General features: G+C 51.1%; 22 protein-coding genes and 1 other annotated feature (1 of these 23 cut by a window edge). Of the genes, 8 read left to right on the top strand and 14 right to left on the bottom strand.

Features of this window, described 5'->3' with window-relative positions; all coding sequences use genetic code 11:
- The first annotated feature begins 137 nt into the window (after window positions 1-137).
- The 3 genes from HV237_RS11360 to osmB all read left to right on the top strand — a co-directional run bounded on the left by HV237_RS11360 (window position 138) and on the right by osmB (window position 1,663).
- Window positions 138-329 carry a hypothetical protein gene (locus HV237_RS11360; protein ID WP_161623181.1) on the top strand — a complete coding sequence of 64 codons (192 nt, stop codon included), beginning with the start codon at window positions 138-140 and terminating at the stop codon, window positions 327-329.
- 94 nt (window positions 330-423) lie between these two features.
- Window positions 424-1,176: a DNA-binding transcriptional regulator YciT gene (locus HV237_RS11355; RefSeq protein ID WP_016153242.1), complete on the top strand. Its 753-nt coding sequence runs from the start codon at window positions 424-426 to the stop codon at window positions 1,174-1,176.
- Between the two features lie 268 nt (window positions 1,177-1,444).
- Entirely contained in the window at window positions 1,445-1,663 is a 219-nt protein-coding gene (osmB, locus tag HV237_RS11350; RefSeq protein ID WP_003020583.1) for an osmotically-inducible lipoprotein OsmB, read from the top strand.
- A gap of 90 nt (window positions 1,664-1,753) precedes the next feature.
- Here osmB and yciH read toward each other — a convergent pair whose 3' ends face one another.
- The 5 genes from yciH to pgpB form a co-directional block, all read right to left on the bottom strand.
- Entirely contained in the window at window positions 1,754-2,080 is a 327-nt protein-coding gene (gene yciH / locus HV237_RS11345) for a stress response translation initiation inhibitor YciH (protein ID WP_016153243.1), read from the bottom strand.
- Entirely contained in the window at window positions 2,081-2,818 is a 738-nt protein-coding gene (gene pyrF / locus HV237_RS11340) for an orotidine-5'-phosphate decarboxylase (RefSeq protein ID WP_131405208.1), read from the bottom strand.
- A gap of 190 nt (window positions 2,819-3,008) precedes the next feature.
- On the bottom strand, window positions 3,009-4,178 hold the full coding sequence (lapB, locus tag HV237_RS11335; RefSeq protein ID WP_016153245.1) for a lipopolysaccharide assembly protein LapB: 1,170 nt from the start codon (window positions 4,176-4,178) through the stop codon (window positions 3,009-3,011).
- Between the two features lie 6 nt (window positions 4,179-4,184).
- Window positions 4,185-4,493: a LapA family protein gene (locus HV237_RS11330; protein ID WP_006684318.1), complete on the bottom strand. Its 309-nt coding sequence runs from the start codon at window positions 4,491-4,493 to the stop codon at window positions 4,185-4,187.
- 149 nt (window positions 4,494-4,642) lie between these two features.
- Window positions 4,643-5,407: a phosphatidylglycerophosphatase B gene (gene pgpB, locus HV237_RS11325; protein ID WP_047358089.1), complete on the bottom strand. Its 765-nt coding sequence runs from the start codon at window positions 5,405-5,407 to the stop codon at window positions 4,643-4,645.
- Between the two features lie 202 nt (window positions 5,408-5,609).
- Between pgpB and ribA the strand changes: the two genes are divergently transcribed.
- Window positions 5,610-6,200, top strand: a complete 591-nt coding sequence (ribA, locus tag HV237_RS11320; RefSeq protein ID WP_016153247.1) for a GTP cyclohydrolase II — start codon at window positions 5,610-5,612, stop codon at window positions 6,198-6,200.
- Window positions 6,201-6,250: 50 nt separating this feature from the next.
- Here ribA and acnA read toward each other — a convergent pair whose 3' ends face one another.
- From acnA to topA, 5 genes are all read right to left on the bottom strand, one after another.
- On the bottom strand, window positions 6,251-8,926 hold the full coding sequence (gene acnA / locus HV237_RS11315) for an aconitate hydratase AcnA (RefSeq protein ID WP_047358088.1): 2,676 nt from the start codon (window positions 8,924-8,926) through the stop codon (window positions 6,251-6,253).
- Between the two features lie 267 nt (window positions 8,927-9,193).
- Entirely contained in the window at window positions 9,194-9,364 is a 171-nt protein-coding gene (locus HV237_RS11310) for a hypothetical protein (RefSeq protein ID WP_167593140.1), read from the bottom strand.
- A 3-nt stretch (window positions 9,365-9,367) separates the two neighbouring features.
- Window positions 9,368-9,508, bottom strand: coding sequence for a YmiA family putative membrane protein (locus HV237_RS11305; RefSeq protein ID WP_213238933.1), 141 nt, complete (start codon window positions 9,506-9,508; stop codon window positions 9,368-9,370).
- A 314-nt stretch (window positions 9,509-9,822) separates the two neighbouring features.
- The gene (cysB, locus tag HV237_RS11300; protein ID WP_016153251.1) at window positions 9,823-10,797 is read right to left on the bottom strand and encodes an HTH-type transcriptional regulator CysB; all 975 of its coding nucleotides are present in this window, start codon (window positions 10,795-10,797) and stop codon (window positions 9,823-9,825) included.
- A gap of 208 nt (window positions 10,798-11,005) precedes the next feature.
- A complete protein-coding gene (gene topA, locus HV237_RS11295) occupies window positions 11,006-13,603 on the bottom strand; it encodes a type I DNA topoisomerase (protein ID WP_016153252.1) in 2,598 nt (865 codons plus the stop codon).
- Window positions 13,604-14,000: 397 nt separating this feature from the next.
- On the opposite strand from topA, the gene HV237_RS11290 reads away from it, so the two are divergent.
- Window positions 14,001-14,252, top strand: a complete 252-nt coding sequence (locus HV237_RS11290) for a YciN family protein (protein WP_003020616.1) — start codon at window positions 14,001-14,003, stop codon at window positions 14,250-14,252.
- A gap of 53 nt (window positions 14,253-14,305) precedes the next feature.
- On the opposite strand, the gene sohB is transcribed toward HV237_RS11290, so the two are convergent.
- Window positions 14,306-15,352 (bottom strand): protease SohB, encoded by a 1,047-nt coding sequence (gene sohB, locus HV237_RS11285; RefSeq protein ID WP_016153253.1) that lies wholly within the window; start codon window positions 15,350-15,352, stop codon window positions 14,306-14,308.
- Window positions 15,353-15,562: 210 nt separating this feature from the next.
- On the opposite strand from sohB, the gene HV237_RS11280 reads away from it, so the two are divergent.
- Together HV237_RS11280 and cobO are read left to right on the top strand one after the other, a co-directional pair.
- Window positions 15,563-16,324, top strand: a complete 762-nt coding sequence (locus HV237_RS11280; protein ID WP_016156651.1) for a YciK family oxidoreductase — start codon at window positions 15,563-15,565, stop codon at window positions 16,322-16,324.
- Window positions 16,321-16,911 (top strand): cob(I)yrinic acid a,c-diamide adenosyltransferase, encoded by a 591-nt coding sequence (gene cobO / locus HV237_RS11275; protein ID WP_016156652.1) that lies wholly within the window; start codon window positions 16,321-16,323, stop codon window positions 16,909-16,911. Before HV237_RS11280 ends, cobO begins: the two co-directional genes overlap by 4 nt.
- A gap of 83 nt (window positions 16,912-16,994) precedes the next feature.
- Here the strand turns inward: cobO and rluB are convergent, their stop codons facing one another.
- The 3 genes from rluB to rnm all read right to left on the bottom strand — a co-directional run bounded on the left by rluB (window position 16,995) and on the right by rnm (window position 19,466).
- Window positions 16,995-17,870, bottom strand: coding sequence for a 23S rRNA pseudouridine(2605) synthase RluB (rluB, locus tag HV237_RS11270; protein WP_047358087.1), 876 nt, complete (start codon window positions 17,868-17,870; stop codon window positions 16,995-16,997).
- 100 nt (window positions 17,871-17,970) lie between these two features.
- Window positions 17,971-18,591: an L-threonylcarbamoyladenylate synthase gene (locus tag HV237_RS11265; protein ID WP_016153256.1), complete on the bottom strand. Its 621-nt coding sequence runs from the start codon at window positions 18,589-18,591 to the stop codon at window positions 17,971-17,973.
- Window positions 18,588-19,466, bottom strand: a complete 879-nt coding sequence (rnm, locus tag HV237_RS11260; RefSeq protein ID WP_029139558.1) for an RNase AM — start codon at window positions 19,464-19,466, stop codon at window positions 18,588-18,590. Before rnm ends, HV237_RS11265 begins: the two co-directional genes overlap by 4 nt.
- 135 nt (window positions 19,467-19,601) lie before the next feature.
- Between rnm and trpL the strand changes: the two genes are divergently transcribed.
- Window positions 19,602-19,646, top strand: coding sequence for a trp operon leader peptide (gene trpL, locus HV237_RS11255; RefSeq protein WP_012905981.1), 45 nt, complete (start codon window positions 19,602-19,604; stop codon window positions 19,644-19,646).
- Window positions 19,623-19,697 (top strand) — a sequence feature (Trp leader region) (it continues 20 nt past the right edge of the window). It overlaps the preceding gene by 24 nt.

The following is a 19,697-nucleotide window of genomic DNA, read 5'->3' as shown; positions in this document are numbered from 1 at the left end:
GACATTACATGACGACGCTATCCGCATGTAATCACAGAATATATAATATTCTTCAATCGTTCAGGTTAATACTATTTTTCCCTTCTCTTTTGCCATGAAATTCTGCATCATGAAATTCAAACTCTATTGCCATTAGGATGACGACCATGTCTGATATCGACGCTCAGCGTCTGGCCGAACGTATTGATACTGTGCTGGATATCCTCGTTGCAGGTGATTACCACTCAGCCATCCACAATCTTGAAATTTTGAAAGCTGAACTCTTAAACACGGTCAAAGAAGATGCCGAATCTTTGGCGAAAAAGCAGAAGGCGCCATGGGAGATCTGATGACAGTGATCTTTTGATGTCGCTGCTATCAGCAACTGCAGATAATGCAGTTTCCGTTTAATTTCCGATACGATATCGCAATAAAATTAATACTATGAATTCCCGACAACAATCTATTTTGCAGATGGTGACCGATAAAGGTCAGATGAGCGTCGCCGATCTGGCAAAAGTCACCGGTGTCTCCGAAGTGACGATTCGACAGGATCTGAACACGCTGGAAAAACAGAGTTACTTACGCCGAGCCCACGGTTTTGCTGTTTCATTGAACAGCGATGATGTTGAAACGCGCATGATGACCAATTTCACTCTGAAACGTGAACTGGCTGAATTCGCTGCATCTCTGGTCAGTCCAGGCGAATCCGTATTCATTGAGAATGGCAGCAGCAATGCACTTCTGGCCAGAACGCTGGCAGAGCAAAAAGATGTCACCATCATCACCGTGAGCAGCTACATTGCTCATCTGCTCAAAGAAACGCCCTGTGAAGTGATACTTCTCGGTGGAATTTACCAGAAAAAAAGTGAGAGCATGGTCGGCCCCTTAACTCGCCAGTTTATCCAGCAGGTACACTTCAGTAAAGCCTTTATCGGCATTGACGGCTGGCAGGCTGATACCGGTTTTACCGGACGCGATATGATGCGTTCTGACGTGGTTAACGCGGTGCTGGAAAAAGGCGCAGAAGTTATTGTGTTGACCGACAGCTCAAAATTCGACGCCATTCACCCTTACACGCTGGGTCCATTAGAGCGATTCAGCCGCGTAGTAACGGACTCCAGACTCAGCGCCAGCGTACAAATGCAGCTCGAACATTCAGGATTAATCGTCAATATCATTGATGCCCACGCATAAAATCTTCAGTAGATGGTTTGTCACCAGACAAATCATCTGCTCTCTGAGAGTTATCTGACAGTCCAATTAAGACTTTTTACCTGTCGTTAACAGGATAAAGTCGTAAAATTAATGTTAGCGATATAACAGGAACGAACCTCCAACTTCAGGATAGTGTTTGTAATGACTTCGCTAAACGGTTTCACGGAAATATCTTCGATAGTCTTAATTTGACGCTATCCTTAAAGAACACTGGATTCCGTGAATCAATAATTCAGGAGAAAGTATTATGTTAGTAACGAGCAAAAAAATGACCGCTGCCATTCTGGCGATTACTCTGGCAATGTCGCTGAGTGCCTGCTCTAACTGGTCCAAACGAGATCGTAACACCGCAATCGGTGCTGGTGCAGGTGCAATAGGTGGTGCAGTCCTGACTGACGGTAGCACGCTGGGTACGCTGGGTGGTGCTGCAGTAGGTGGTATTATTGGCCACCAGGTGGGTAAATAATCTACGGTTAAACGGCTCGATATAATAATACGTTTACTTTTTCAGGTCTGTATTATTAAAAAGCCACGGAAATTTTCCGTGGTTTTTTTATTAACCGCCAGCCAGTTTAACTTTCATTCCTTTAGCTTCCAGCAGCGATTTAATCAGGTCGCGTTTATCCCCCTGAATTTCAATCACGCCATCTTTCACTGCTCCACCGCAACCACACTTTTTCTTCAGTTCTGCGGCTAATTTGGTCAGTTCGGCATCGTCTTGATCAATACCGGTAATCAGGCACACGCCCTTCCCTTTGCGACCACTGGTCTGGCGCTGGATACGAACAATGCCATCGCCTTTTGGACGTTCAGGCGCTGTTTTCGGTTCATCAATACGCCCGGAGTCGGTAGAGTAGACCAGACGAGAGTTTGAGTCGTTCATTTACGCACCTCGTTTCAGGGAAGCATTGATCATCTTCAGCGTCTGCGCGGGATCGGCCGACTGGGTGACCGGACGACCAATCACCATGTAATCCACACCTGCTAACTGCGCCTGTTCCGGTGTCATAATACGACGCTGATCGCCCGCCTCGCTGCCTTCTGGACGAATCCCCGGCGTCACCAGCTTAAATGCCTGGCCCAACGCCTGCTTGAATCGCACCGCTTCCTGAGCTGAGCATACGACACCGTCCAGACCACAATTCTGGGTTAAGCGCGCCAGTCTTTCAGCATAATCAGCAGGTGACAACGTCACGCCGAGATCGGCGAGGTCGCTGGCTTCCATACTGGTCAGAACCGTCACGGCAATCAGTAGCGGCGCATCCTGGCCAAAAGGCACTAAGGCTTCACGGGCTGCAGTCATCATACGCGCCCCGCCAGAAGCGTGAACGTTAACCATCCAGACGCCAAGGTCGGCAGCAGCGGCAACTGCATGTGCGGTGGTATTGGGAATATCATGAAATTTCAAATCAAGAAAGATGTCAAAACCACGCTGTTGTAGATCGCGAACCAACTGAGGTCCAAAAAGCGTGAACATCTCTTTGCCCACTTTCAAACGGCAATCACGAGGATCAATTCTGTCGACAAAAGCTAATGCTTTATCACGATTAGAATAATCGAGAGCGACAACGACAGGAGAATCGGTAACAGCACGAGAAGAAGATGAAGCAGTAAACGTCATGACCAGACCTTCTTGAGGATGGGCGCCCACGGCGGCGCGAAATGGGTAAACGGCGTGCATTCTACCTGCGGTAATAGAAAATTAACAGGCGCGATTACATTTCTGCCAGGCGAACCGGCAGCGGAGGTTGAGAATGGATCGATTACACACCAATAGTATGTTGTAACTAAAATGAGGTTTTTTTTAAAAATTACAGCCCATCAAGTCCGCGAATGGGCTTAATGGTTGACCATGAACGGCAGGATGGACAGTGCCAGTACAGCGTATACGCCGTAAAACCGCACTTCTGGCAGCGGTAACGCGGTTTACTACGTACCTGCTCTCCGACCATATCGCGCAGAACCATCAGGCTCTCTTTGGCACGCCCTTCTTCGGCTTCGTGGAGATGATAATCCATCAGCTTGTGGAACACGCGCATCGTAGGATGACGTTGCAGCTGACGAGTGATATAGACCTGAGCGGTATCAGCCCCCTCACGCGCCTCAAGAATATCAGCCAGCATCAGTTCGGCGGCGGCACCAGTATTTTCCTCAACGGCCCGACGTAAAAACTCCGCCCACTCATCGTTTTTCCCCAGATGCTGGTAGCAGCTTTGCAGCATTTCCAGCGTTTCGCTGACCAGCTCTTTATCCTGGGAAATGACCCGTTGCAGGCTTTCAACCGCCTTCGCGTAATCACCTTTTTCCATGTACACGCGACCCATCATGATGGATACCCGTGCACTGTTTTTGTCTGCCGCCGCGCCTTTTTTCAACAGCGTCATGGCGCGATCCATATCGTCGCTGCCCATTTGCTGTAAGGCCAGTTCGCAGTAGAAGTGGGCTATCTCATTACGCTGTTTGTCTTTGCCGAGTTTTACCAGACGCTCTGCTACATCAATGGCTTTTTGCCATTCGCTGGTGGCCTGATAAATTTGCAACAGTTGCTGTAATGCGCCAACCCGAAAATCAGTTTCATCGGTAAGCTGATTGAACATGTCTTCCGCGCGGTCGTACAGTCCCGCGGCCATGTAGTCGCGCCCCAGCTGTTGCACGGCCAGCAAACGCTGCTCGTAGGTCAGCGAGGCACTTTCCATTAACGTTTGATGGATGCGGATTGCGCGATCGACTTCACCGCGAGAGCGGAACAGGTTTCCGAGGGTGAGATGAGCCTCAACGGTGCCTGTGTCCTCTTTTAGCATATCAAGGAACAGATCCACCGCTTTATCTTGTTGATTGCTCAGGAGGAAGTTAACCCCGGCGACATAGTCACGAGAAAGACGGTTAGCTTCATCCTGCTTGGTTTGTTGCGCACTTCTGCGACCCATATACCACCCATAGGCAGCGGCTACAGGTAAAAGCAGAAACAACAACTCCAACATAAATAATTATTCCTTCACAACCGACGAATCGGCAGATACCGCAACGTCGGTCGCAGGCGCAAGCTGGTTTTCCAGTCGTTTGATTTTACGTTCGGCGCGCGCAAGAGACACACGAACCTTCAGCCAGAAAAGGCCGCAAATTAGCCAACCAATCGCAAACCCTGCGGCAAACAATACAGCAAGCAGCGTAGAGATACGATACTCACCCTGAGCCAGCAGGTAATTAAACGTAACCTGTTGATCGTTTTGCGCACCCAATGTCACCGAAATAACAAAAATCGCCAACACCAGTAAGAAAATGAGTAAATATTTCACATTACTTCCCGTTATGTGGTTTGAGCGAATAAATCGTGTCCAACTTACCGCGTTGAGCCCTTTAAATTACCATTTTCACAACGAGTGCGAAACGGAAAAGCGCTTTCCACTTTCTGATTTAAGGGCAAAATTTGAAAAATCAATCATCGCTAGCTTTCTTGTTCTCGCTGCGCGATTTCTTTTTTCTCCTGCACTGGTGGGGTTAATGGTCCGCATACCCGCTGTACAAGCCAGGTTGCCAGCGTCACCAGCAGCCACGAAATCAGCGTTGCCACCACCAAATCACGGGGCCAGTGCATGCCTAACAGCAAGCGGCTGCCCATCACGCCGGTCGCCCAGGTCAGCAAAAACACAATCGTCAGCGTACGTCTGCGCGGCCATAACAGCCCTACGCCCAGTAAAGCCCAACTGGCGGCAAACATCGTATGTCCGGACGGAAAGGCAAACCCCGTTTCTTTTTGCCAGTGCTTGCGTAAAAACGTTGGAATATCCTGCTGTTCAGCCAATTGTTCTTTGACTAAATGCCCACGATCTTTACGTTTTAAAGTGTAGAACTCATCAACCGGAATATGGTGCGTTTTTTCCAGCCACACGACAAAAGGTCGCGGTTCTTGCACCCTGTCTTTTACCCAGGACTTCACGCCCTGTCCCACTAAAATCGCCGCTGCCAGAATAGCAAACAACATTATCGCGGCTTTAAGACGAAAACGCAGGCACCACAGAAACCATGCACAAAGCGCAACGTGAGTGATAATTCCCCACGGCTGCGTCACTGTTTCCGTTACCCAGTACAAGGACTTTAACCACCAGACATTGTGCCCCGGCTGCCAGCTCCAGCCTGATACCCATACGGCAACCGGCATGATAAGTAGCAGTCCGGTCCCCACTGCGGTGCGCTTTGCAATAGACAGCATTGCCTCTCCTTTCGTCGATAAGTATCACAATCATAACTGAAAAATTCACACGTCGGGAAAATTGACAATTTTGTGCCATTCCAAAAGCGAATCCGTGGTAGCGATTAGGTGAACGTCGTTGCCTTATGGCAAAATAGTGTAATACAGAACAGAAGCCGAGAGGCGAAGGCACGACGAGTGCCAGCATAATCTGGAGAATTACATGCAGCTTAAACGTGTGGCAGAAGCCAAACTGCCAACCCCCTGGGGTGATTTCCTGATGGTGGGATTTGAAGAACTGGCAACCGGACACGATCATGTCGCACTGGTTTTTGGCGATATCACAGGCCAAACACCTGTCCTGGCGCGCGTCCACTCCGAATGTCTGACTGGCGATGCGCTGTTTAGCCTGCGTTGCGATTGCGGTTTCCAGCTTGAAGCGGCCCTCACCCACATTGCTGAAGAAGGGCGTGGCATTCTGCTTTATCACCGTCAGGAAGGACGCAACATTGGCCTGCTCAACAAAATCCGCGCTTACGCGTTGCAGGACCAGGGTTATGATACCGTTGAAGCGAATCATCAGTTGGGATTTGCGGCAGACGAGCGCGATTTCACGCTGTGTGCCGATATGTTCAAGCTGCTGGGCGTGGATGCGGTACGTTTGCTGACCAATAACCCGAAGAAAGTAGAAATCCTGACCGAAGCGGGAATCAATATTGTTGAACGCGTGCCGCTGATCGTGGGCCGTAATCCAAAAAATGAACATTATCTGGACACCAAAGCCGCCAAGATGGGACATTTGCTGGGCAAATAATCGTTGTCACCGCCTATCAAAAAGCCTGCTCTCGCAGGCTTTTTTGCATTTTAATTCAACATATTACGAATCACGTAGTGCAGAATGCCGTCGTTTTGGTAATACGTTAGCTCCGTCGCGGTATCAATGCGACAGCGGCATAGAATCACCTCTTTACGCCCATCTGCGCATACCATACTCACCGGAACTGTCGCCCCCGGTTTAATGTTTTGTAGGTCCGTAATATCGATCGCCTCCTCACCGGTTAATCCCAGCGTTTTACGCGTGACGCCCTGCGGGAATTCCAGCGGTAAAATGCCCATGCCAATCAGGTTAGAACGGTGAATTCGCTCAAAAGACTCTGCGATAACCACGCGAACTCCCAGCAAACGTGGGCCTTTCGCCGCCCAGTCACGGCTGGAGCCGGATCCATACTCTTTCCCAGCAATCACCGCCAGAGGCACGTTCTCCTGCTGGTATTGCATGGCCGCATCATAAATAGCCACCACTTCGGTTCCCGGCAAATGACGCGTCATGCCACCTTCCACGCCGGGTACCATCTCATTGCGAATACGAATATTGGCAAAGGTACCACGCATCATCACTTCATGATTCCCGCGTCGCGAACCGTAGGAGTTAAAATCTTTACGCTCAACGCCATGGCTTTGCAGATAACGCCCCGCCGGACTGTCTGGTTTAATACTGCCGGCAGGAGAAATATGGTCGGTGGTAACAGAATCTCCGAGCATCGCCAGAATACGCGCACCGTGAATGTCCTGAACCGGATCCGGCGTAGCCTGCATACCATCGAAGAACGGTGACAAACGGATATAGGTCGAGTCAGCCTGCCAGCCATAGGTATCAGCGCGATCAACCTGGATTGCTTTCCATTCTGGCGTGCCTTCAAAGACTTCAGCATACTCTTTGTGGAACATGGCGGTAGAGACCTGCTCAACGGCGCGGGCAATTTCCTTGGCTGTCGGCCAAATATCTTTCAGATAAACAGGATCGCCTTTTCTGTCATGGCCTAACGGATCTTTCGTCAGGTTGATATTCATATTCCCCGCCAGCGCGTAGGCTACCACCAGCGGCGGAGACGCCAGCCAGTTGGTCTTCACGAGCGGATGGATACGACCTTCAAAGTTACGGTTTCCAGAAAGCACTGCCCCAACCGTAAGATCGCCTTTTTTGATGGCTGTTTCGATAGGATCGGGTAAGGGTCCAGAGTTGCCAATACAGGTGGTACAGCCATAACCCACAAGATTAAATCCCAGCTCATCAAGGTACGGAGTGAACCCTGCCTTTGCCAGATAATCGGAAACCACCTTCGATCCTGGCGCCAACGAGGCTTTCACCCATGGCTGACGTTTCAAACCAAGCGTTACGGCTTTTTTCGCCAGCAGCCCCGCCGCCATCAATACACTTGGGTTTGAGGTGTTGGTACAAGAGGTGATAGCGGCTATCACCACCGCGCCGTCCGGCAACTTATACTGCTGACCGCTCATGGTATAGTCCACTGGCTGACGGTCTTTCAGCGAGCTATTCACCTCGAGTTCATTACTCGCCGAAAAGGCTTTCGGCACATCAGCCAGCGCCACCCGATCCTGCGGACGCTTCGGTCCAGCAAGGCTTGCCTCTACGCTGCCCATATCCAGCTCCAACGAACTGGTAAACACAGGTTCATCCCCTGGGTTACGCCACATTCCCTGCGCTTTAGCATAGGCATTGACCAACTCAACCTGTTCCTCACTGCGCCCGCTCAGACGCATATACTCAAGGGTAATGTCATCGATCGGGAAGAAACCGCAGGTTGCGCCGTATTCCGGAGCCATGTTCGCAATGGTTGCTCGATCGGCCAGAGGTAAGGTGTCCAGCCCATCACCGTAGAATTCAACGAATTTACCGACTACACCGTGCTTACGCAGCATCTGGGTGACGGTCAGAACCAGGTCGGTGGCAGTGATGCCTTCCCGCAGTTTACCCACCAGTTTAAAGCCCACAACATCCGGGATCAGCATTGAGACCGGTTGACCCAGCATTGCCGCTTCAGCTTCAATGCCTCCAACGCCCCAGCCCAGCACACCGAGACCATTAATCATCGTGGTATGGGAATCGGTACCGACCAGTGTATCGGGATAAGCCACCCACTCACCGTCCTGTAACTCGCTCCAGACAGCTTTGCCAAGATATTCAAGGTTAACCTGGTGGCAAATCCCCGTACCCGGCGGTACAACGCTGAAGCGACTAAATGCCTGCTGTCCCCATTTCAGGAACACATAACGTTCATGGTTACGTTCCATTTCCAGGCGCACGTTTTCTTCGAAAGCATCATCATCACCGAAACGATCCACCGTTACCGAGTGGTCAATGACAAGATCCACTGGCGAAAGCGGATTCACTTTTGCCGTATCCCCACCCAGACGTTTCACCGCTTCGCGCATGGCGGCGAGATCGACCACCGCCGGCACGCCGGTAAAATCCTGCATCAGAACACGAGCAGGTCGATAGGCAATTTCTCGATCGGCATGAGCGGTCTTCAGCCAATGCGCAAGCGCATGAATATCATCTTCGGTAACGGAATTACCGTCCTGCCAGCGAAGCAGGTTTTCCAGCAAAACTTTTAGCGATTTCGGTAAACGGGTGATATCACCCAGTGATTTAGCGGCCAGCGGCAGACTGTAGTAACGGTAGGTTTTATCTTTAACCTGCAATGTGTCCTTACTGGCTTCTCGTAGGGTCGACGACATAGCTCCTCCTTAATGACAGGGTTGGATCCCCTGATTTTCCTCAGGGTTAGTATTAAAGATAACACAAACAAAATGTAACGCTTTGATAACAACTCAAATTGATAAAAGTGGAGGGCTACAAAAGGGGGAACTGAAGTATCTGGCGAGGAGAAAGGTTTAAGCGGTCAAGGTTAATACGGTGATAAGCATGGCTCATCACGATTGCCCGGAATAAAATATTTGCAGTACAAGACAACAGACTAATAATAATTATAAAATTCGTATCAATTATTGTTTCTGTTCATCATCATCCGCAAACAGATCGATAAACGCCCGTTGTTCAGGAGAGAGTTTCCAGGTCGCTGGAATATTCGGCTTATTCTCTGCGCTGCGTTGACTCTCTTGTTCATGGTCATCCCGAGATGGCATCACGGTGGAGCGTTGTTCCAGTGTGGACATGACCTACCCCCACACATTCCAGGCCACGAGCGCGACAATAATCCAGAACACGGCAGAGCCAAGAAACACAGCGAACCAGGCTTTACGTTTCATGACGGGATCCCGGCGTGCTGGCTGGTTTCCTGAAGGCATCGCTAACCTCATACTATCGAAATCACTTATCATTTAAGCACCAAACAATCGGTACAATTAATCATCAGATAGGAGGAATCCTAATAAAAAAGGTCAAAAAAAGCCAGATAATTTTCATACTCGACCTGATAAATAAATTAATTATTTGATCGGTTATAAATATTTGAGAGGGATTTTTGGCGACCTTACTAATTTGAAACTACTTTAGCAAGTGTTTACCATAAACAATATATGGTTAATATATAGAGGAAAAATATTGAATAGATTCATACTCTGCCGTCGGTATCGCTTTATGTTTGAGGATACCGACGAGGTAACAGCCGTTATTATTTCTCAGGCAATTTAATATCTTTAAACATGGCTTCAATATCGTCGTTGGAACGTAGCGCCACCGCTGTATCCACCACATCACGCGTCAGATGCGGCGCGAAACGTTGAATAAAATCATACATGTAACTGCGTAAAAAAGTGCTGCGACGAAAACCAATCTTGGTGGTGCTATGGCTGAAGATATCATGGGCATCAACGCGCACCAGGTCAGGGTCGGAGACAGGATCAACCGCCATACTGGCAATTACCCCCACGCCGAGGCCCAGGCGTACATAGGTCTTAATGACATCGGCATCGGTCGCGGTAAAAACTATACGCGGCTCCAGACCCGCACGGTTGAACGCGGTGTCCAGTTCCGAACGTCCGGTAAATCCGAACGTGTAGGTCACCAGTGGATACTGCGCCAGTTCTTCAATGGATACGGCAGATTTGCCCGCCAACGGATGGTCCGGCGTAACGACAATCGAACGGTTCCAGTGGTAGCAAGGCAGCATCACCAGATCGTCATACAGGTGCAGGGCTTCCGTCGCGATAGCAAAATCTGCATTCCCTTTCGAGACGGCTTCGGCGATTTGCGTCGGCGATCCCTGGTGCATATGCAATGAAACGCGAGGATAACGCTCAATAAAGCCTTTAATGACGTTCGGCAAAGCGTAACGCGCCTGAGTGTGCGTGGTGGCGATATACAGTGAGCCTTTGTCCGGCCAGGTATGTTCGCCAGCAACGGACTTAATGGCGTCCACCTTCGACAAAACTTCTCGCGCGATTCGAATGACTTCCTGCCCCGCTGGCGTAACCTGGGTCAGGTGCTTACCGCTACGGGCAAAAATCTGGATGCCAAGTTCATCTTCCAGCATACGAACTTGCTTACTGATACCTGGCTGCGAGGTATAAAGCCCTTCCGCCGTTGAGGAGACATTAAGGTTGTGGTTCACCACCTCAACAATGTAGCGAAGCTGCTGTAATTTCATGTTAAGCCATCCCGATTTGCGCCATCAAATCATCGTTTCAGAGCAGGCTCGTTGGCGCTGCTAATACGATTTAATAATAAAAAGTGTGTTAACTATAACCACTATATCATTTCTATGTGAGCTGTATAGGGATGACAAAAAATAATACGCCAGAAACAAAAAGGGCCGCTTACGCGACCCTTTGAGGAGAAATTCAGCCGGAATGCTGTTATTTCTTCCCTTCTACCCATTTACCGTCAACGAAGAACGCGGACCAGCCGGTCGCCTTACCGTCTTTCTCCGCAGCAACGTATTGCTGCTTGGTTTTACGGCTGAAACGAACCATCGACTTGTTGCCGTCCGGGTCAGTCTGCGGCGCATCTGCCAGATAGCGCAGTTTTTCCGGCAGACGATCGCGGAAGCGGTACAACTCTTCAACCAGCGGCGCACGTGTCTCACGTGATTTCGGGAACGTATTTGCCGCCAGGAAGATACCTGCAGCACCATCACGTAACACGAAATACGCATCAGATTTTTCACACGGCAGTTCCGGCAACGGAACCGGATCCTCTTTCGGTGGAGCAACTTCACCGTTACGCAGGATCTTACGGGTATTTTTGCACTCGTCGTTGGTACACGCCATGTACTTGCCGAAACGTCCCATTTTCAGGTGCATTTCAGAGCCACATTTCTCGCACTCAACAATAGGACCGTCATAACCCTTGATGCGGAATTCGCCTTCTTCGATCTCATAGCCGTCGCAGGTAGGGTTATTACCACATACATGCAGCTTGCGCTTAGGATCGATAAGGTAGCTGTCCATCGCCGTGCCGCACTTCTGGCAGCGACGTTTGGCGCGCAAAGCGTTGGTTTCCGCATCGTCGCCTTCCAGCACGTTCAGCACTTCGTTTTCCGGCACCAGGTTAATGGTGGTTTTGCAACGCTCTTTCGGGGAAAGCGCATAGCCAGAACAACCCAGGAAAACGCCGGTGCTGGCGGTACGAATACCCATCTTGCGACCGCAGGTTGGGCAATCAATGCTGGTCAGCACCATCTGGTTCGGACGCATACCGCCCTCTTCAGGATCTTTCTCGGCTTTATCCAGTTGCTGAGTAAAATCAGTGAAGAAGTTGTCGAGTACGCCCTTCCATTCGGCTTCGTGATTTGCCACCTGGTCGAGACTGTCTTCCATCTGCGCGGTAAAATCGTAGTTCATCAGTTCGCGGAAGTTTTCTTCCAGACGATCGGTGACGATTTCACCCATTTTTTCAGCGTAGAAGCGACGGTTCTCAACGCGAACATAACCGCGATCCTGAATCGTAGAAATGATCGACGCATACGTGGATGGGCGACCAATACCACGTTTTTCAAGCTCTTTTACCAGCGAAGCTTCACTGAAGCGCGCAGGCGGTTTGGTAAAGTGTTGCGCTGGTGTCAGTTCGATGAGCGTCAACGTATCGCCTTTATCCACCGCTGGTAAAATGCGGTCTTCATCGCCCTTACGCAGCGCAGGCATCACTTTCGTCCAGCCATCGAAGCGCAGAATACGACCACGCGCCTTCAGACGGAAATCACCCGCGCCCACCGTTAGCGTGGTGGAATCATATTTAGCAGGCGTCATCTGACAGGCAACAAACTGGCGCCAGATCAGCTGATACAGTTTTTGCGCATCGGCTTCCATATCTTTCAGCGATTCCGCCTGAACGGCGACATCGGAAGGACGGATAGCTTCGTGCGCTTCCTGCGAGTTCTCTTTGCTGGCGTACTGGTTCGCGCTCTCCGGCAGATACTTTTTGCCGAAATTATCGCTGATGTAATCGCGAACCATGTTCACCGCATCCTGGCTCAGGTTGGTTGAGTCAGTACGCATATAAGTGATGTAGCCCGCTTCATACAAGCGCTGCGCCATCATCATGGTTTTCTTCACGCCGAAGCCCAGACGCGTGCTGGCGGCCTGCTGTAGCGTGGAGGTGATGAACGGCGCACCCGGCTTGCTGCTGGTCGGCTTATCTTCACGTTCCAGAACGCTGTAGCGCGCTTTTTCCAACAGGCTAACGGCGGCAAGCGTTTGTTCCCGGTTGACCGGACGGAACGGTTTATCATTCTGATGCGTCACCTCAAGCGGTAACGCGTCGCCGCCTGGCGTCGTCGTGTTAGCATCAATTTCCCAGAACTCTTCAGGAACGAATGCTTTGATTTCGCGTTCACGCTCAACCACCAGACGCACGGCAACCGACTGTACGCGGCCTGCTGACAGGCCTCGCGCAATTTTTTTCCACAGCAGCGGCGACACCATATAGCCCACAACACGGTCCATAAAGCGGCGCGCCTGTTGCGCATTGACGCGGTCGATGTTCAGTTCGCCCGGTTTTTCAAACGCCTGACGAATAGCGTTTTTGGTAATTTCGTTAAACACCACGCGACTGTAGCGGGTGTCGTCGCCGCCGATCACTTCCCGCAGGTGCCACGCAATGGCTTCCCCTTCGCGGTCAAGGTCGGTTGCGAGATAGATGTGGTCGGCTTTTTCAGCCAGTTGCTTCAGTTCAGAAACAACTTTTTCTTTCCCGGGCAGCACTTCATAGCGCGCATCCCAGTTGTGCCACGGGTCAACACCCATACGATTGACGAGAGCGCCACGTTCATCCTTTTTGGGCTTTTTAGCCGTTTTGGTGGAGGTTGAGTCGGCGCTCTTTTTAGTTGCTGAGCCACTGGTCGGCAAATCACGGATATGACCGACGCTGGATTTCACCACGTAGTCATTACCCAGATACTTGTTGATCGTTTTGGCTTTTGCCGGGGACTCAACGATGACAAGAGCTTTACCCATATTCACCTTTACCTAATTTGATTCTTCCAGAATGCGTCGCACGTTGATTCACCTTCCACTTGCGACGAGACATCGATATGGTCTCTGCGTCGGCGGATATCAACCCTTAAACTGATTCACGCTTGTAATGTAACTCTCATGTAACTGAGTTAACAGGCTTTTTCGCTCACAAACGCTATAGCACGACGGAGTATTGGTCGAATGTCAAGCAAATCTGTTGCCAGATTGACGAAAGCGTCACACTGTACCTGATAAAATGCGTTACGCAACTTTATTAGCATGCAAAAACAAATCTCGCCACTTGCAACACTGTCGTAAGACCTTCATTTAAGTCAGGGAATATTTGCCCATAAGCCGGGCTCGGCGTAGACTAATGTCCTTGTTTAAGGAGTAAATAATGCATAAAGACACTCAACCCATCGATCGCGAAACACTGCTGATTGAAGCCAACAAAATCATTCGTGAGCATGAGGACACGCTGGCGGGGATTGTCGCCACCGGCGTAACGCAGCGAAATGGCGTGCTGGTTTTCAGCGGAGATTACTTTTTAGACGAGCAAGGGCTACCGACGCCCAAAAGTACGGCGGTGTTTAATATGTTTAAACATCTGGCGCACGTACTTTCTGAAAAGTATCACTTGATCGATTAACACGAGAAATGATTTGCCGGATGACGGCTGCGCCTCATCCGGCAATTACAATTTTACATCAGCGGTTTTTGCCCCCGCTGCCACCAGCGCATCAGTAAACGATCGGCGCTCTCGGCGGCACTGCCGGTAAAACGGTCCATCAGTTTTTTACGCTGCAGATAACGTACGTTTAATACGTCACGACCGTCCATCAGTCCGAGGATCACCTCATCACTGGTATTGATCTCATCCACCAGCCCGTTGGCCAGCGCCTGTTGACCAAACCAGTGTTCACCCGTGGCAACCTGCTCAATGTCCAGAGCCGGACGCATGCGCTGTACAAAATCTTTAAACAGATGATGGGTTTCGTTCAGGTCTTCGCGGAATTTCTGCCGCCCTTCTTCCGTGTTTTCACCAAGTAAGGTCAGCGTACGCTTGTACTGTCCGGCGGTGTGCAGTTCGATATCAATATCTTTCCCTTTCAGGAAGCGGTGAAAGTTCGGGATCTGTGCCACAACGCCAATAGAGCCGACAATAGCAAACGGCGCCGAGACAATTTTATCCGCCACGCAAGCCATCATATATCCGCCGCTCGCAGCGACTTTATCTACCGTAACGGTCAGCGGGATCTGCTTATCGCGCAGACGTTGTAACTGGGACGCGGCCAGGCCATAGCCGTGTACTACGCCGCCCGGACTTTCCAGACGAACTACGACCTGATCCTGGGGTTTAACGACCGCCAGCACTGCCGTCACCTCTTCGCGTAATGCGCTGACCTCATGGGCATCCATACTGCCTTTAAAATCAAGTACCCATACCCGTGGTTTATCAGATGACGTACTGTCTCCCAGTTTCGCTTTTGCCTTAGCGGCCTTCGCCTCAAGCTTGTGTTTCTTTTTCTGCGCCTTATGCCAGAATTTTTGCTGATGCCCATCCAATAAGGCCAGCGACAGGTCTTCTTTCATCTCTTTATATTGATCGCTGAGATTAATAACCCGCAATTCCCCACGCTGACGTTTGCGTTGTGTCGCGTTTACGATCAGCATAACTACCACCGCAATAGCCACCACGACAGTGACAATTTTTGCCAAAAACAACCCATATTCAGACAACAATTCCACGTGACCCACCTTGGTTAAACAACGCTACTTTCGCTCAGTGTACAACAGCCTTGTTAACCCGTCTTGCTTCATCCATTCAGTAAAAAGCATGACAACGCGTTCATTTTGCGGTGTTATTGCCTTTGGCTGATTGAAAAAGAACAGGGTTTAAGGCATAAAGCCCAAAAGTTATCGCGAACGAGATGGCCAGGACGTCGCCGAGGAGTAGCCGTGCATTATCAACCGAAACAAGATCTTCTACAGGACCGCATTATTCTGGTCACCGGTGCCAGCGATGGTATCGGGCGTGAAGCCGCACAGACCTACGCGCGTTACGGCGCGACCGTTATTCTGTTAGGGCGTAACGAAGAAAAACTGCGTCAGGTTGCCCGCTCCATCGCCGAAGAAAAAGGTACGCAACCACACTGGTTCACGCTGGATCTGCTCACCTGTACGTCTGACGAATGCCACCAGCTCGCACAGCGCATTGCCGCGCATTTCCCGCGTCTGGATGGCGTACTGCATAATGCCGGATTGCTCGGTGACATTTGCCCGATGAGCGAGCAAAACCCGCAGGTATGGCAGGACGTGATGCAGGTAAACGTGAACGCCACCTTTATGCTGACTCAGGCATTGTTACCGTTGTTGCTCAAATCAGATGCCGGATCGCTGGTCTTTACCTCCTCCAGCGTCGGTCGCCAGGGGCGCGCCAACTGGGGGGCATACGCCACCTCCAAATTTGCTACCGAAGGAATGATGCAGGTTCTGGCTGATGAATATCAGAACCGCCACCTGCGCGTAAACTGTATCAATCCTGGTGGAACGCGTACCGGCATGCGAGCCAGCGCGTTCCCGACAGAAGATCCGCAAAAATTGAAAACCCCCGCCGATATTATGCCGCTCTACCTGTGGCTGATGGGCGATGACAGCCGCCGTAAAACCGGTATGACTTTCGATGCCCAGCCGGGCCGTAAACCAGGAATCGCCCAATGAGTGAAGAACGCTATCAGCAGCGCCAGCAGCGCGTAAAAGACCGGGTTGACGCCCGTGTTGCCGCCGCCATAGACGAGCGCGGGATTATTATTGTGTTCACCGGAAATGGTAAGGGTAAAACCACCGCCGCGTTCGGTACCGCCACGCGCGCAGTAGGCCACGGTAAAAAAGTCGGCGTAGTGCAATTTATTAAGGGGACGTGGCCAAACGGTGAACGTAACTTACTCGAACCCCACGGCGTTGAGTTTCAGGTCATGGCGACAGGATTTACCTGGGAAACGCAGAACCGCGAGTCGGACACCGCAGCCTGCATGGCAGTGTGGGAACACGGCAAGCGGATGCTGGCCGACGCTGAGCTGGATATGGTGATACTGGACGAGCTGACCTACATGGTTGCATACGACTATCTGCCGCTCGACGAGGTCATCAATGCCCTAAACGCGCGCCCTGCCCATCAAACGGTTATTATCACCGGTCGTGGATGTCATCGCGATATTCTGGAGTTAGCGGATACGGTCAGCGAACTGCGGCCGGTTAAGCACGCCTTTGAAGCGGGCGTGAAAGCCCAGATGGGGATCGATTACTGATAGTAGGCCGGATAAGGCGCTTACGCCGCATCCGGCTCCACGCTAACGCCTGATGGCGCGTTGCTTATCAGGCCTACTCATGATTAACCGTTGTTGCTGCGACCGCCCAGACGACGGCTGCCGCCAACCTGAGAGTGGCGCTTCACCGCACGGCGGATCTGGTTTGCCTTCATACGGCGACGATCTTTCTCGACGGCAACTTTAGAGGTGGTTTCCGGCTTCAGTTCCACCAGTTCACGCAAATAGTTGGTCTGCGCGAGGTCAAGTTCCGTCCAGCCGCCACGCGGCAGGCCCTTCGGCAGTGGGATATCACCGTAACGTACACGGATAAGACGACTTACCTGCACGCCCACGGCTTCCCACAGGCGACGGACTTCACGGTTACGCCCTTCGGTCAACGTGACGTTATACCACTGGTTGATCCCTTCACCGCCGCTGAACTTGATCGTTTTAAATGCGGCCGGACCATCTTCCAGCTGCACGCCACGACTCAGATCGCGCAGTTTTGCGTCATCAACCTGACCAAACACACGCACCGCATATTCACGTTCAACTTCGCGGCTTGGGTGCATCAGACGGTTCGCCAGTTCGCCATCGGTGGTAAACAGCAGTAAACCACAGGTATTCACGTCCAGACGTCCCACGGCAATCCAGCGCGCATCGCGCAGTTTTGGCAGACGATCAAACACGGTCGGACGACCTTCCGGGTCGTTACGGGTACACAGTTCACCTTCTGGCTTGTAATAAGCCAGAACACGGCAGATTTGCTCCGCAGATTCTTTCACCGAAATCAGATGACCGTCGATACGGATTTTCAGACCCGGCGTAACTTCAACGCGATCGCCGAGCGTGGCAATTTTGCCATCAACGCTCACGCGACCCGCGGCAATTATGGATTCAATTTCACGGCGAGAACCGTGGCCAGCGCGCGCCAGCACTTTTTGTAACTTTTCGCTCATAGAGCTTCCTTTAGATGTCGCCTTCACAGGCGTCGAACAGGAGAATCAACGGCGCCAGTCAGCGCCATTTTAAGGCCGCGTAGTATAGCGGTTCGCGCCCTTATAAGAAAGGTTTAACGTCGCCGACGCCTTCGCGCAATACCACCGGGGAATCATCGGTTAAATCAATGACCGTGGTTGGCTGCTGACCGAGATATCCACCGTGGATAATCAAATCCACCACTTTCTCCAGACGATCTTTGATTTCTTCCGGATCTGACTCGGTAAATTCGCTGCCCGGCAGCATCAGTGATGTAGAGAGCATAGGCTCGCCCAGCGCTTCCAGCAGCGCCAGCGCAATCGGATTCGAGGGTACACGCAAACCGATGGTCTTACGTTTTTCCTGCAACAGTCGACGTGGTACTTCTTTCGTCCCCTTCAGGATGAACGTGTAGTTGCCCGGCGTGTTGTTTTTAATTAAACGGAAGGCCACGTTGTCGACAAACGAATAGGTCGACAGTTCGGACAGGTCACGACACATCAGCGTAAAGTTGTGCCCGTCCGGCAGGTGACGGATGCGACAAATGCGCTCCATTGCGCCTTTATCTTCAATTTTGCAACCCAACGCATAGCCGGAATCAGTTGGATAGACGATCACCCCTCCTTTACGCACGATTTCAACGGCCTGATTGATCAGTCGCTGCTGTGGGTTTTCGGGATGAATATAAAAAAACTGGCTCATACTTTCCTCTCTGTGGTCTCGGGCTGTTCCCAAAGTTGCCAGACGCCTTCTACGCCTGCGGGCAACCAGAGTTTACGACCCAGCTCAATCCATGGGCAGGGTAGATGAAAATCAGACCCTTGCGATGCCCACAGTTGATGCTGACGCGCAAGCGTCGCCAGATGGGTGCGTTCATTGGGAGACTGCTGGCACTGTGCCACTTCCATCGCGTCGCCGTGATGTTCAGCAAAATGCGCAACCAGTCTTTTCAGCCACTTAGCGCTAAGATCGTACCGCCCAGGATGAGCCAGAACTGCCTTACCGCCAGAATGATGAATGACATCAATAGCTTGTTCTATTGTACACCACTGTGGCGGAACGTAACCGGTTTTCCCACGAGCAAGATATTTTTTAAAGACATCCGCCATGGTTGTGGCTTTTCCGCACTCCACCAGGAAACGCGCGAAATGCCCCCGAGTGATCGCCCCGCCATCAGCCAGGCGTAATGCCCCTTCCCACGCGCCGGGAATATGCGCTTTGTCGAGTCGTTCAGCAATCAGGCGCGCGCGCTGCTGACGACGTTCCGTTTGCTGCGCCAGAAATTCGCACATCATTGGATGGGCGATATCAATGTTCAGACCCACGATATGGATCTCATGGTTTTCCCAGACAGTTGATATCTCGACGCCAGGGATCAAATTTAACGCTAAACCCGCACGTGAAATTTCTTCTCTTGCTGCCGCAATACCCGCCGTGGTGTCATGATCGGTGATCGCCAGTGTACCGACTCGCATCTCTACCGCACGGTGTACTAAGGCTTCTGGCGTTAATCGCCCATCGGAGGCTGTAGTATGACTGTGCAGGTCATAAATCACTGCGTAATTCGTGTCGCTCAATGCGGCTCCCGTTTCACTAAATGTCTTAACCCGCCCATCATAGCGGTTTAGACAAATATACTGAAATCAGGTGTTGACTTTATTCCATCGAACTAGTTAACTAGTACGCAAGTTCACATGAAGAAGGTATCTGAGATGAAAGCAACATTTGTTCTGCACGGTTGGTGGCGCACTTCCTGATTTCGGGCAGTGTCTTACGTCTGCAATATGCAACCAGATACCCGGCCCGCC

Origin of the sequence: Citrobacter sp. RHBSTW-00570, assembly GCF_013739755.1 — a bacterium.
GTDB classification, from domain to species: domain Bacteria; phylum Pseudomonadota; class Gammaproteobacteria; order Enterobacterales; family Enterobacteriaceae; genus Citrobacter; species Citrobacter braakii.
The sequence above is the reverse complement of the archived record's forward strand: the minus strand, read 5'-3'. Positions and strand labels throughout refer to the sequence as shown.

Bases quoted from the DNA above. Each gene is read 5' to 3' on its own strand.
- HV237_RS11360 (WP_161623181.1), top strand. From the start codon at position 138: ATGACGACCATGTCTGATATCGACGCTCAGCGTCTGGCCGAACGTATT.
- HV237_RS11355 (WP_016153242.1), top strand. From the start codon at position 424: ATGAATTCCCGACAACAATCTATTTTGCAGATGGTGACCGATAAAGGT.
- osmB (WP_003020583.1), top strand. From the start codon at position 1,445: ATGTTAGTAACGAGCAAAAAAATGACCGCTGCCATTCTGGCGATTACT.
- yciH (WP_016153243.1), bottom strand. From the start codon at position 2,080: ATGAACGACTCAAACTCTCGTCTGGTCTACTCTACCGACTCCGGGCGT.
- pyrF (WP_131405208.1), bottom strand. From the start codon at position 2,818: ATGACGTTTACTGCTTCATCTTCTTCTCGTGCTGTTACCGATTCTCCT.
- lapB (WP_016153245.1), bottom strand. From the start codon at position 4,178: ATGTTGGAGTTGTTGTTTCTGCTTTTACCTGTAGCCGCTGCCTATGGG.
- pgpB (WP_047358089.1), bottom strand. From the start codon at position 5,407: ATGCTGTCTATTGCAAAGCGCACCGCAGTGGGGACCGGACTGCTACTT.
- ribA (WP_016153247.1), top strand. From the start codon at position 5,610: ATGCAGCTTAAACGTGTGGCAGAAGCCAAACTGCCAACCCCCTGGGGT.
- acnA (WP_047358088.1), bottom strand. From the start codon at position 8,926: ATGTCGTCGACCCTACGAGAAGCCAGTAAGGACACATTGCAGGTTAAA.
- HV237_RS11310 (WP_167593140.1), bottom strand. From the start codon at position 9,364: ATGTCCACACTGGAACAACGCTCCACCGTGATGCCATCTCGGGATGAC.
- HV237_RS11305 (WP_213238933.1), bottom strand. From the start codon at position 9,508: ATGAGGTTAGCGATGCCTTCAGGAAACCAGCCAGCACGCCGGGATCCC.
- cysB (WP_016153251.1), bottom strand. From the start codon at position 10,797: ATGAAATTACAGCAGCTTCGCTACATTGTTGAGGTGGTGAACCACAAC.
- topA (WP_016153252.1), bottom strand. From the start codon at position 13,603: ATGGGTAAAGCTCTTGTCATCGTTGAGTCCCCGGCAAAAGCCAAAACG.
- HV237_RS11290 (WP_003020616.1), top strand. From the start codon at position 14,001: ATGCATAAAGACACTCAACCCATCGATCGCGAAACACTGCTGATTGAA.
- cobO (WP_016156652.1), top strand. From the start codon at position 16,321: ATGAGTGAAGAACGCTATCAGCAGCGCCAGCAGCGCGTAAAAGACCGG.
- rluB (WP_047358087.1), bottom strand. From the start codon at position 17,870: ATGAGCGAAAAGTTACAAAAAGTGCTGGCGCGCGCTGGCCACGGTTCT.
- HV237_RS11265 (WP_016153256.1), bottom strand. From the start codon at position 18,591: ATGAGCCAGTTTTTTTATATTCATCCCGAAAACCCACAGCAGCGACTG.